We start from the raw sequence: 12406 nt of genomic DNA, 5'->3' as shown, positions 1-12406 counted from the left end.
GTAGTCGGCCCCGGCTCAGTTGGCCCCGTTGACCGGTAGGGCCGCCAGCCGGAAGCGGCTGGTCAGGTCGGGCAGCATCCGGCGGAGGGCGGCCACCGTGCCCTGCCGGTCGCCACCGGCGTCGTGCATGAGCACGATCGCACCGGGTCCGGTGTCCGCGGTGACCGTCGCGGTGATCCTGGCGGCCCCGGGGAGCTGCCAGTCGTTGGGGTCGACGGTCCAGTGCAGCGGGGTCATCCCCAGCCCCTCGGCGACCGACACCACCGGGTACGTCCAGGCCCCGCCGGGCTGCCGGAAGTAGCTGATCCGGGCGTCCGGCACGGCGGCGTGGATGGCCTCGTTGGTCCGGATCAGGTCGGCCCGGATCAGGGCGGGGGAGCGCTTGCCGAGCAGCACGTCGTGGTGCCACGAGTGGTTGCAGAGGGTGTGTCCGTCGGCCACGATCGCCTGTACCAGGTCCGGGTGGTCCTGGGCGTTCTCGCCGACCACGCAGAACGTCGCCTTGACGCCGTACTCGCGGAGGATGTCGAGCACCTGCGGCGTGTACGTCGGGTCCGGCCCGTCGTCGAAGGTCAGCGCGACCTCGCCGGAGCCGGTGCTGGCGTGGCTGCCGAACGGTCCGTCGCCGCCGCCGGCCGGCTGCGGGGCGTCCGGGTCGGTTCCGGGGGTGCCCACGCCGTCCGGGCCGGCGGGTGGGGCGGCCGGCTCGGCGGGTTGCTCGGCGTACTGGGTGCCGTCGACCTGGGCCGACGTCCGGCCGGGGGGCCGGGACTGGTCGGGGAGCATGCTGCGACCGAGGGCGTACGCGGACCCGAGCAGGGCGGCCAGCACCAGGGTGACGACGCCGACGGTCCCGATGGTCCCGCCGGTCGACCGGGCGCGCATCAGCGCCGCCACCGGTCCGGATCGCGGGACGGCCCTCTCGTCGCCCCCGTGGTCAGTGCACGCACCGTCGCCCCTTTCACTCCTGCTGATTCCGGCACTAAGAATAGAACCGTCAACAGGTGCAAAAGGGGCGTATCGGAAATAGCCCTGTATTGGTGCGGTGATGCGACCGGACGCCGGGTGAGGCGGGCCGGTGCGGGGGTCAGACCGGCAGCGGCGCGTGCTCGGATTCCGGCAGGGACCGGGACGTCGGCGGGACCACGAACTTGTAGCCCACCTGGCGGACCGTGCCGATCATCGACTCGTACTCCGAGCCGAGCTTCGCGCGCAGCCGCCGCACGTGCACGTCGACCGTGCGGGTGCCGCCGAAGTAGTCGTAGCCCCAGACCTCGCGGAGCAACTGGTCCCGGGTGAACACCCGGCCCGGGTGCTGGGCGAGGAACTTCAGCAGCTCGAACTCCTTGTAGGTGAGATCGAGCGGCCGACCCTTGAGCTTCGCCGCGTAGGTGTCCGGGTCGATGTTCAGCTCGCCGGCCCGGATCGAGCCGCCGGCCCCGGAGGTGGCGTTGGTCAGCCGGCCCACCGCGAGCCGCAGCCGGGCCTCCACCTCGGCCGGGCCCGCGCCGGCCAGGATCACGTCGTCGACGCCCCAGTCGGCGTTGAGGGCGATCAGGCCGGCCTCGGTGACCACCGCCACCAGCGGCACGCCCAGGCCGGTGGCGTGCAGCATCCGACAGGTGGCCCTGGCCTCGCTCAGCTCCGAACGGGCGTCGACCAGCACCGCGTCCGGGCTGGGCCCGGACACCAGGGTGCGGACGTCACGCGGCGCGGTACGCACCGAGTGTGGCAACAGGTCGAGTGCCGGCAGCACCGCCGAGGGCTCACCTGCACGCGCGGTCACCAGCAGCAGGAGCTCCACACGATCACCTCCGTCCCGGCGGCTCTACGGCCGCACGCGACCAGCGGCCCCGGCCGTGGGCGGGGCGCTGAGAACTTGCGTGGGTCCCGGCGTCGCTGACGGGCGGGTAACGGCTTGAGCGTAACCGATCGCCCGGCTGTCACCTCGGCGTCCTTTCCTGTTTGTCGGATCTGCCCGTGATCACCGCTCAGGTTTTAACGTGGTGGAAACCGGAGCCGACGTGATCCCCGCCGGAGCGCGCCGGTCTGGCACGATCGGGGCGTGTTTCCCTCCACCTCGCCCGAGACCGGCCGTGACCCGTGGGCCGACGACGCCCCCGACGGCCCGGCCAGCGGTCCCGCACCCGGGCCGCGCCCGGCCCCGGACGACGACGCCGGGAGCCGACGTGAGCGCGGCCCGCGCCGGTTCCGCAAGGGCGGGGCACCGCGTCGCACCGAGGACGACGACGTCGAACCGGACGAGGAGCCGATCGAGCCGGTCGAGGTCCGCCGGCCGCTCTCGCTGACCATCGCCGGCTTCGCCGCGCTGCTCGGCGTCGGCCTGGTGCTCGGCGCGCAGACCGCCGGTCCCGGGCACCGGCTGCCGTTCGCCCTGATCGTCTTCGCGGTCCAGCTCTTCTTCGTGCTGGCCTGGACGATGGCCATGCGCCCGCCCGCCCTGCTGATGGTGGCGCTGACCAGCGTCGCGGTCGCCGCGGCGGCCGACGTCGCCGCCGTGCAGACCGACGTCGCCGGCCTGGCCCCGCTCGGCTTCGTGGCGCTGGGCGGTTTCCTGCTCGGCGTGGTCGGTCAGCTCGTCCGCCGGGTGGACCGGGTCCGGGTGACCGATTCGCTCGGCACCACGCTGCTGATCGTGGTCGGCGTGGTGGCGTTCGCCACCCTGATCACGCTGAGCCGGATTCCGGCCGGCACCCAGGCGATCACCGTCTGCCTGGTCGCCACCGGCGTCGCGCTGACCGTGGCCCGGCTCACCGACGCCGTGCTGGCCTGGCCCAGGCTGGCGCCGCAGGTGCCCCGGGGCGCCGCCGGGGTGGTCGTCGGCGCGATGGCCGGTACGCTCACCAGCGCCCTGCTCGGCAGCTACCTGGTCGGCTTCACCCCGACCAGCGCCGCGGTGATCGGGCTGGTCGCCGCGGCCACCGCCGTCCTGGCCGACCTCGCCGTCGGCTACGCCGAGGCGGGCCGGCTGATGGCCGGTGAGCCACCCACCATGTGGATCGCCCGGCACATGCAGGGTCCGCTGGGCGGGTTCGCCCTGTCCGCTCCGGCGGCGTACGCGATGTGTGTGCTCTTCCTCTGATCCGCCCCGCGCGCCGGACGGCGATCCGTCCCGCGCCGGCCGACGGCGGTTGGGCGCGGCGGCGCTCGGGTAGTAGCGGTGCGCCGCGACGGCGGCATCGATGACGGGTACGGTCGCGGACCGCGACGGCGATGCAGGTACGTCGCGGACCGCGACGGCGACGACGGACGGAGACGGGTGTGGCGCAGACGTACGAGGAGCGGCCCCGGCGGCACGGGCGCAGGTGGCTCGTCGTACTGGTCGTCCTGGTGCTGATCCTGGGCGGGCTGCTGGTGGTGGCCGACCGGGTGGCGACCGGCCTGGCCGAGCGGGCCATCGCCGACCAGGTGCAGCAGGAGATCACCAAGCAGGACGCCAGTTCCGCGCCGCCCCAGGTGGACGTGGGGGGTTTCCCGTTCCTCACCCAGGTGGTCGACGGCCGGTACGAGCGGATCTCCATCGTGCTGACCGACGTGCGGGGCAACGTGGAGGGCAACGCGCTCAGCCTCCCCCGGCTCGACGTGGACGCCCGCAACGTGCGCGCCTCGCTGGACACCATCCGGTCCGGTCAGGGGGAGGTGGTGGCCGAGACGGTGGCCGGCACCGGCACCGTCACCTACGACAGCCTGGCCAAGCTGCTGGACCGCCCGGGGCTCAAGCTCGGTGAGCAGAACGGCAAGCTGGCGGTCACCGCGCCGGTCGACATCCTGGGCCAGAAGCTCACCGTCACCGGCACCGCCGACGTGACGGTGGCCGAGGGCGGCAAGGTGGCGCTGAAGTTCAGCGACCTGAACGCCCAGGGCCTGCCGGCGGTGCCGCTGGCCCGCACCCTGCTGAACAACTACGCCCGGGGGATCTCGGTCGACGTGCCCCTGCCGGAGCTGCCGTTCCAGCTCAACGTGCGCAAGGTCGAACCGCGCCCGGAGGGGCTGACGGTGACCGCCGACGCCAGGGACGTGCCGATCAACTCGGCGGGCTGATCCGCCGTCGGACGCCGGGCGCGACCCGGCACCGGGCACGACGCGGCCCGGCCTGGCAGGGCTTCCCGGCAGGTGGGGCCGCGTCTCGTATGGTGGTCGGCCCCTGGCACTCTGCGGAAGGGCTGGTAGGCTCGCTGACCATGGGGACGCACCTCACCAAACGGCGCGCGGTCGACCTGTGCCGCGTGGCCACCTGCCTGTGTCGCTCCGTCATCTGACGGCGGGGCTGTCTCCGGCCGCTTAGCGGCAACCGCACCCGAGGTCTCCTGATCTCCGGTGCCACCCTCCGAAAAAACGCCCGGCAGCGGCGCCGTCGCACGAACCCGTGATCCGTTCCTCTATGGGTCCTGCGCATGGTGCGACATCACCGATCTCCGCCCGCGCTGGCTCACCACCCATCCTCACCAGGGAGTGATCTGATGAGTCGCGACACCGCACTCGTTTCGGCCGAATGGGCCGAGAAGAACCTCGACGCCCCGGGCGTCGTCTTCGTCGAGGTCGACGAGGACACCTCCGCCTACGACACCGGTCACCTCGCCGGTGCCATCAAGCTGGACTGGAAGACCGACCTCCAGGACCAGGTCCGCCGGGACTTCGTCAACAAGTCCCAGTTCGAGGCGCTGCTCTCCGAGCGGGGCATCAGCAACGACGACGTCGTGGTCCTCTACGGCGGCAACAACAACTGGTTCGCCGCGTACGCGTACTGGTACTTCAAGCTGTACGGCCACCGCGACGTCAAGCTGCTCGACGGCGGTCGCAAGAAGTGGGAGCTGGACGCCCGTCCGCTGGTCAAGGACACGGTGACCCGCCCGGCCACCCAGTACGTCGCGCAGGAGCCGGACACCTCGATCCGCGCGTTCCGCGACGAGGTGGTCGCCGCGATCGGCACCAAGAACCTGGTCGACGTGCGCAGCCCCGACGAGTTCGCCGGCCGGCTGCTGGCCCCCGCCCACCTGCCGCAGGAGCAGGCGCAGCGGGCCGGGCACATCCCGACCGCGATCAGCGTGCCGTGGTCCAAGGCGGCCAACGAGGACGGCACCTTCAAGTCCGACGACGAACTGCGCAAGATCTACGCCGACGCCGGGCTGGACGACGGCAAGGAGACCATCGCCTACTGCCGGATCGGCGAGCGCTCCTCGCACAGCTGGTTCGTCCTCCAGGAGCTGCTCGGCCACACCAACGTGAAGAACTACGACGGTTCCTGGACCGAGTACGGCTCGCTGGTCGGCGTGCCGGTGGCGCTCGGCGACGAGCCCGGGGAGGCCTGAGCCATGACCGCTCCCACCGCTTCCACCGCGGCCGGCTGCGCCGCCCCGGACCAGTCCGCGCCGCTGCCGGCCAGCCTGGACCTGGAGAAGGAAACCGTCATCACCGGCCAGGTGCTGGCCGCGTCGGGTGAGCCCGTGGCCGGCGCGTACGTGCGGCTGCTCGACTCGACCGGTGAGTTCACCGCCGAGGTCGTCACCTCCCCGGCCGGTCAGTTCCGGTTCTTCGCCGCGCCCGGTAACTGGACCCTGCGGGCGCTGTCCCGGCACGGCAACGGCGACACCGCCGTGACCGCCAACCGGGGCATCAACGAGGTCTCCGTCACGGTGGCCTGACCCACGCTCTCGATCGGCCCGGGGCCGGTCACCCCACCCGGGGTGACCGGCCCCGGGCCGATCCACCGACTGGCCCCGCCGCCGTGCCGCCTGCCCGCCGCCCGCCGTCGCCCGCCCGGCCCGGTGGGCGGTTCTGGCGGGGTCGGCCCCGCCTGCCAGCGTCACGAGGTGCAGCCGCCCTGGTGGCCGACCCGCCGGACGCAGCGGCGACGCCCACCGAGCCGCCGGTCGCAGAACACCGCGTGCTGCCGGTCGGTCGCGCCCTCCTCGGAGACCGTCGTCTCGCCGAGCACCAGCTCCGGCAGGAACGCCAGCGACCGGCCGATCGCGCGGGCCAGCAGCCGCGCCGCCGGCAGGTCGTCGGCGGCGACAGTCAGGTGTACGACGTACCGCTCGCGCTCGGTCGTGGCGGTCACCGGTACACCACGCGCGGCCCGAACCGGGACTGCCAGTCGCGCAGCGCGCCCTTGATCCGCGCGTTCTCCTCCCGGGTACGGGCCAGCTCGGCGTGCAGCACGGCCAGCTCGTCGGCGACCCGGTGCAGGAACCCGTCCACCTCGCCCGGGTCGAGCCCGTCGCGGGACCGCCCGAACCACTGCTGCCGCACCTGACTCGCGCAGAGCGGCCGGTACGCCACCGTCCGGTGGTGCTGCCCACCGTTGCGCCGGCCCGCCGGCCCGGACCGCCCGGCGCCATGACCGTCGCCCCGGCCGCCCGGGGCCTGGTTGGTCGAGGGCCGGCTGTTCGAGGGCCGGTTGCTGCTGGGCTGGTTGGTGGAGGGCCTGTCGCTGCTGGGCTGGTTGGTGGAGGGCCGGTTGCTGCTGGGCTGGTTGGTTGGGGGTCGGCTGTTCAGGGGCCGGTTGGTGACGCGGTGCCGGGCGGAGGGCCGCCGGGCTGCCGTGGGTCGCTCGGCCGGCGCGGGCCGTCCTGTTGTCGGGGGCCGGTCGGTTGCCGTCGACCGGGACCGGGGCCGGCGGAACAGCCGGAGGAACCTGCACACGATGGGACCGCCTCTCCGCAGGGGCAGCGGGGATCGCGCTGCCGTGGAAGGTGGCCGGGGCGGGCGGGTTCCCTTCCACGACACCCGCCCCGACCGGGGAGAGCCCTGCTCGTTGCCACGCGAGGAGTGCTCGCCGCCCAACTTATTGGAAGAACTGGAAAGAGTCAACGATTGGTTGCAGTGCGTAGTTGCACGTCGTGATGGGGGCGTGATCGAATCGCAGGTGCCACGCGAGGAGTGCCATGCCTGCGACCCCGGACTACATCCGGATCTCCGACGAGATTGTTGCCGACGTCAGGTCGGGTAAGTACAAGCCGGGCGACAAGTTGCCCTCGATCAGCGAACAGTGCAGCCGCTTCAAGGTCAGTCCGTCAACGATCAACCTTGTCAACGTGCGGCTGGAAGCGCTTGGGGTGATCAACCGTCACCAGGGCAAGGGTATCTTCGTCACCGACCCGGCGACGTGGCTGCGCAAGCCCTGAGGGTTGTTGACGCTTACGGGGATCGCCCACCCCCTCGGACCGTGCCCGACACGGAAGTTACTCACTCCGGCTCAAGCGATGATCTGTCGGCCTGCGAGATCTTGGAAGATTTCGACCCCCCGGGGGGCCATTTCGCTCCAAGATCCTCCATACCGCCCACAGGCCCGGCACGAAAAGCCTTGAATTGGGCGATCCGACTGAGGAGAACCCCCTCGGCGAGTCGGGCAGCGGGAAGCCCGTTGCTGGTTAAGGGTCGCATCTCGGGATCCGCTTCCCCTGCTGGCAGGTGGTTCGGGCCGGGCCATGGTCGAGCTGGTTAAGCGTCGGCTGCCCGCGGTCGGCTGGTTTACGGTCGGCCCGGGCGGAGTCAGAGGGAGACTATTTCACCAACAGTGTCTATGCCTCTCCGTCATATTTATGACGCAGAGTCATAGAACGTTCGAAGAACTATATGGGCACCCCGAGGGGTGGCCGAGGGTGCGCAGGCTTCAGGTCGGTCCCTGCCGGTCCGCCGCTGGGGTGATCTGTGGAGAACACCGGTAAGCGAGGATCGGGGTCGCTGAGTCATGACCCTTCCGACCCCCTGACATGCGGGTGTGAGGCACAGGTGCACTGGCACTGGCGGTGGGGATCTGCCGGCGGCGATCGGGCTGGGGTGTGGACAGGGCGGTGGCCGTCGACCCGAGCTGGGTCGACGGCCACCGTCTGGTGCGGCTACCGGCCTAGCTGCCGGAGATGCGGGCTCCCGCGCAGGTGGACGTGGGTGCCAGGCGGAAGTCGAGGGTGCCGACGATGCCGGCCTCGACGACCGTCCGCTGGGCCTGGGGCACCCAGCCGTCCTTCGCCACGATCGCCTCGTACCGGCCCTTCGGCAGCCACCAGGCGTAGCGGCCCTGACCGTCGGCGGTGAGCGTGACGCCGGTGGTCGACCCGACCAGGTTCAGCCGGATCGTGGCCGGGACGCCGACGGTCTGACCGCCGCAGGTCACCCCGGTCACCGTGCCCTGGATCTTGCCCCAGTTGTTCGGCGGCGAGACGTTCATCTCGACCCCCACCGCCGACACCGGGTAGGGCGTGTTGGAGGTGAATCCCAGCTCACCCGAGTAGACCCCGGGCTGGGCCACCCCGGCCGCCGCCGTGGCGGTCAGCGTGACGGTGACCGTCTGGGACGCCCCAGGGGCCAGCGTGAAGCTGGTCGGTGCGGTGGACAACCACGGCAGGTCGCTGGCGTCCGTGCAGCCTTCCAGCCCGCCGAGCCGCTCGCTGTCCGCCGAGCCGACGAACGAACTGGGCGAACCACCGATCTTGTACGCCCCGCAGGCGGCGGCACCCCGGTACCTGCTGAACTGGGCGTTCGGCAGGTTCTTCCAGGCCCCGGCCACCGGGTCGAAGCCGACCGTGCGGTTGGTCACCGACGTCGAACCGGCCGTCACCCCGCCGGCCAGCACCAGCATGCCGCCGGCCGACGCGTACTGGGAACCCCACAGCTCGACCGGGAGGTTCGGCAGCGCGCTCCAGGTGTCCGACGCCGGGTCGTACCGCCAGGCGTCGGTGTACTCGTCGGCGGCGACCCCGCCCGCGCAGTAGACCTGCGCGCCGATCCCGCCGCAGGACAGCCAGGAGACCGGGTGCGGGTAGGCCGCGCCGGCCCGGAACGTCCCGGCACGCGGGTCGAACACGGTCACCTTGGCGGACTCCGTGCAGGTGGCGTCGACACAGCCGCCGACCAGGTAGACCTTGCCACCCGCCACGGCGGTGCCGGCTGCGGCGGCGGGGGCCGGGTTGACCGCCCCGGGCAGGGTGCTCCACGCCCCGACGCCCGGATCGAAGACGTCCACCGACGGTTCGGTGCCGTCAGCCGCGCCCCAGCCGCCGAGCACGTACAGCTTGCCGCCGATGCCGACGGCGGACGGCTTGGACCGGGCGTGCGGCAGGTCGGGCAGCGCCGTCCAGACGCCGGTGGCCGGCTCGAACACCCAGGCCTTCCGCTCGTTGCCGGTGTCCCCGCCGCCGCCGACCGAGTAGATCCTGCCGTCCAGGTCGGCCGCCGCGTTGTCGTAGATCGCGGCGGGCAGGTTGGCGATCCGGGTCCAGGCGTCGTCGGCCTGCGGCGCGGCGTCGGCGTTTCCGCCGCCGTACCGGACCCCGGTACGCCCGGTGCTGATCCCCTTGACCACCTGCTCCCGCAGCGGAGCGCCGGCGGTCGACAGCACCTCGAACCCGCCACCGCGTTCCAGCAGCTCCACGGTCGCCGGGGCGGAACCGGTGTTGCGTACCGTCACCTTGGCGGTGCGGGTGCTGCCGTACGGCTGGTGGGCCTCGATCGTGGTGGTGCTGACGGTGAGCCGCCCCGCGGCCAGGGCCAGGTCGGCCCGGCGGGTGCTGTCCGCCACCACCGTCACCTGCTGGGTGACCGCCGTGTACGGCGGCTTGGCCGCGGTGAACGGGTGGGTGCCGGTCAGCCCGGAGAAGAGGTGGTAGAAGCCGTCCGGCAGGTTCGGGTCGTCCGGGGTGGCCGCCGAGACGGCCGTGTCGGTGGGCCGGTCCACACTGGTCACCGTCACCCCGTTGACCGCCGCGCCGGTGTTGCGGTCGGTGGTGTTGCCCACCACCAGCCCGCCCGGGACGGGGGTGCAGTCCCGGTTCACCAGCTGCACGTCGTCCACCTGCCACCACCAGGCGAAGGTGCCCTTGAACCGGAACCGGACCAGCGCCTGCGTCGCGCCGGCCGCCGGGGTCAGCGGCACCTCCTCGACCCGGGGGCCGCGCCGGCTCGACGTCTGGTGCCAGACGTTCGTCCAGCTCGTCCCGGCGTCGGTGGAGACGTCCACGTCGGCGGTGTCGGTGATCCCGACGGCCCGCCAGTCGCTGCGGAACCGCAGCACCGGCGCAGCCGAGGCGGACAGGTCGACCGGCGGGGCGACCAGGTCGGTGTCCTGGGTGTTGCCGGTGCCCAGCTTGTCACTGTCGACGATCGCGAACCCGCCGGACCCGCCGGTCAGGTTGCCCCGCGCGCCCGGGTCGTTGAAGACCCAGCCGCCCTTCTCGGTGCGGTTGCGCACCGTCCAGCCCTCGGGCGTGGTGGTGCCGTCGAAGCTCTGCGACAGCAGCGGCGCGCTCAGGCTGCCGGTGTAGCCGGCGGCGGCACAGGCCGCCTCGACCGGGACCGCGACGTCCGCCGTGGTGGCCGTCGACCCGACGGTCAGGTCCTTGGTCACCGTCCGGTAGCCCGGGTACTTCGCGGTGACGGTCAGCTTGTAGTCGGTGTTGCCGGCCACGGTGAACGAGTACCGGCCGGTCACCGGGTCGGTGAAGACGGGTGCGCCGGGGCGGCCGGCGACCTCGATCGTGGCGTACAACGGCCAACCGTGCCCGGAGCCGTCGGTGACCCGACCGGAGACGGTGACCGTCGGCGTGGCGGTCAGGGCGAAGTCGCGGGTGACCGAGCCGTCCTCCGGAACGGTCACCGTGCCGGTCGCCGTGCGGAAGCCGTACGCGGAGACGGTCAGCGTGGTCTCGCCGGCCGGCACGGTCAGCGAGTACCGGCCGTCCGTGCCGGTGACGACGCTGCGTGCGCCGACGGCGACGGTGGCGCCCGCCACCGGGTCGCCGGTCGCCGCGTCGGTCACCCGGCCGGCGACCTGACCCACCGGACCGCGCGGGGCCTGCCGGACCGCCTCGTACGCGTTGAGCCGACCCTCGCCGAAGACGTTGTTGTCGGCGGCGGTGCCCCCGCAGGTGGTCGCGTCGACGTCGGTGGCGGTGCGGTCGAGCAGCGCCTCGGTGCCGGCGATGTCCCCGCGCAGGCTGGGCGCGGCCGACCAGATCAGGGCCACCGTGCCGGCGACGTGCGGGGCGGCCATCGAGGTGCCGTTGAACGACGCGTACCCGTTGCCGGGGACGCTGGAGCGCACGTTGCTGCCGGGCGCGGCGATGTTCGGCTTCAGCCCGGCCGGGTCGGTGGCGTCGCCCCGACCGGAGAACCCGGAGATGGCGTTGTTCACGTCGTACGAGCCGACCGCGTACGCGTTGGGGTTGTCCCCGGGGGAGCCGGCGCTGCCGCAGGACGGGCCGTCATTGCCGGCGGAGAAGACCGGGAACATCCCGGCGGCCCGCCAGGCGGCCACGGTCTGCTGGTACCAGGGGTCGCCGCCGTCGCCGCCCCACGAGTTGTTGACGATGTCGGGGCGCAGGTCGGGTCGGGGGTTCTGCCCGTTCAGGTCGGTCGGAGCGAGCACCCACTGGCCGGCGGCCAGCAGCGAGGCGTCCGAGCAGTTGTTGGACTCGCAGCCCTTGGCGGCGATCCACTTCGCGCCGGGGGCGACCCCGACCTGGTTGGCGGACCCGTCGGTGCCGACCATGGTGCCCATGGTGTGTGTGCCGTGGTCGTTGTTGTCGCAGGGGGCATCCTGTGGACACACCCCGGCCGGGTCGAACCAGTCGTAGTCGTGGTCGAACGTCCCGCCACCGAGGTTGCCCCGGTAGGAGTTGACCAGGGCCGGGTGGTCGAACTGCACGCCGCTGTCGATGTTGGCGACCACCAGGCCCTCGCCCCGGTCGCCGAACTCGTCCCAGACCCGGGGTGCGCCGATGTTGGTCAGCCCCCACTCGACGGCGTTCGTGCCGGCGCGGGCGGCGGTGCTGCGGACCGGCCGGATCAGCGGGTAGCTGCGGGTCGCGGCGATCCGGTCGACCTCGGGCCGGGCGGCGATGGTGTCCAGCAGCGCCCGGTCCCCGGTCACCCGCAGCGCGTTGGCGATCCAGTACGCCGTGTAGGTGGCCTTCCGGTCGTCCAGCACCGTCCGCAGGCCCTGCTGGGTCCGTTCGGCGGTGGTGGTGAGCAGCCGGTGCACCTCGGCGGCTCGGGCGTCCGGGCTGCGCAGCCGGGCCGCCTGCGCGAGCGGGGCCTGTTCGCGCAGGTAGACCAGGAAGGTCCCGGTGCCGTCGGCGAGCCCGTCGAGGACCTGCCGGTCCACGGTGGCCCGGGGTGCGGCCGGCGTCGCCCCGGCGGGCAGTGCGGGCTGGGCGGTGAGGCCCAGCAGTCCGGCCGCGAGCGCGGCCACCAATCGCCACCGGGACGGTCGTCCGGTCGGTCGTCTGAGCACGTTTCCTCCCCACTGAGCGGACCCGATCGGTTCGGGTCCGGCCGCGTGTGCCGGGGTCGCGGCCACGCGGAGCGACTGGGGAGGTGGCCGGTGGTGGGTGCTGGCGGGCCAGCCCCCGGCCGCTGTGCATCATGCTCAGCCGGGGAACCAAGCTGA

General features: G+C 72.7%; 11 protein-coding genes. 6 read left to right on the top strand and 5 right to left on the bottom strand.

Annotated features, from left to right (window positions below):
* Window positions 1-15: 15 nt before the first annotated feature.
* Together O7612_RS27460 and O7612_RS27455 are read right to left on the bottom strand one after the other, a co-directional pair.
* Window positions 16-885 (bottom strand): polysaccharide deacetylase family protein, encoded by an 870-nt coding sequence (locus tag O7612_RS27460; RefSeq protein WP_282268662.1) that lies wholly within the window; start codon window positions 883-885, stop codon window positions 16-18.
* A gap of 202 nt (window positions 886-1087) precedes the next feature.
* Entirely contained in the window at window positions 1088-1804 is a 717-nt protein-coding gene (locus tag O7612_RS27455; protein WP_282268660.1) for a response regulator transcription factor, read from the bottom strand.
* 261 nt (window positions 1805-2065) lie between these two features.
* On the opposite strand from O7612_RS27455, the gene O7612_RS27450 reads away from it, so the two are divergent.
* From O7612_RS27450 to O7612_RS27435, 5 genes are all read left to right on the top strand, one after another.
* Complete coding sequence (locus tag O7612_RS27450; protein WP_282268658.1) at window positions 2066-3103, top strand: hypothetical protein; 1038 nt, start codon at window positions 2066-2068, stop codon at window positions 3101-3103.
* Between the two features lie 179 nt (window positions 3104-3282).
* On the top strand, window positions 3283-4062 hold the full coding sequence (locus tag O7612_RS27445; protein ID WP_282268656.1) for a DUF2993 domain-containing protein: 780 nt from the start codon (window positions 3283-3285) through the stop codon (window positions 4060-4062).
* A gap of 89 nt (window positions 4063-4151) precedes the next feature.
* A complete protein-coding gene (locus tag O7612_RS29520) occupies window positions 4152-4280 on the top strand; it encodes an Ms5788A family Cys-rich leader peptide (protein ID WP_348774253.1) in 129 nt (42 codons plus the stop codon).
* A 201-nt stretch (window positions 4281-4481) separates the two neighbouring features.
* Entirely contained in the window at window positions 4482-5330 is an 849-nt protein-coding gene (locus tag O7612_RS27440) for a sulfurtransferase (RefSeq protein ID WP_282268654.1), read from the top strand.
* Window positions 5331-5333: 3 nt separating this feature from the next.
* Window positions 5334-5663 (top strand): DUF1416 domain-containing protein, encoded by a 330-nt coding sequence (locus O7612_RS27435; protein ID WP_282268652.1) that lies wholly within the window; start codon window positions 5334-5336, stop codon window positions 5661-5663.
* A 161-nt stretch (window positions 5664-5824) separates the two neighbouring features.
* Here the strand turns inward: O7612_RS27435 and O7612_RS27430 are convergent, their stop codons facing one another.
* Window positions 5825-6079, bottom strand: coding sequence for a hypothetical protein (locus tag O7612_RS27430; RefSeq protein ID WP_282268650.1), 255 nt, complete (start codon window positions 6077-6079; stop codon window positions 5825-5827).
* Window positions 6076-6300 (bottom strand): DivIVA domain-containing protein, encoded by a 225-nt coding sequence (locus O7612_RS27425; protein WP_282268648.1) that lies wholly within the window; start codon window positions 6298-6300, stop codon window positions 6076-6078. The genes O7612_RS27430 and O7612_RS27425 overlap by 4 nt, the downstream gene beginning before the upstream one ends.
* 605 nt (window positions 6301-6905) lie before the next feature.
* On the opposite strand from O7612_RS27425, the gene O7612_RS27420 reads away from it, so the two are divergent.
* A complete protein-coding gene (locus tag O7612_RS27420) occupies window positions 6906-7145 on the top strand; it encodes a winged helix-turn-helix domain-containing protein (RefSeq protein WP_282268647.1) in 240 nt (79 codons plus the stop codon).
* Window positions 7146-7867: 722 nt separating this feature from the next.
* On the opposite strand, the gene O7612_RS27415 is transcribed toward O7612_RS27420, so the two are convergent.
* Window positions 7868-12250: a S8 family serine peptidase gene (locus tag O7612_RS27415; protein WP_282268646.1), complete on the bottom strand. Its 4383-nt coding sequence runs from the start codon at window positions 12248-12250 to the stop codon at window positions 7868-7870.
* Window positions 12251-12406 lie beyond the last annotated feature (156 nt).

The organism is Micromonospora sp. WMMD987 (assembly GCF_029581435.1).
Lineage (GTDB): Bacteria > Actinomycetota > Actinomycetes > Mycobacteriales > Micromonosporaceae > Micromonospora > Micromonospora rifamycinica.
Note: the sequence above shows the minus strand (reverse complement) of the source record. Positions and strands in the feature narration are given on the sequence as shown.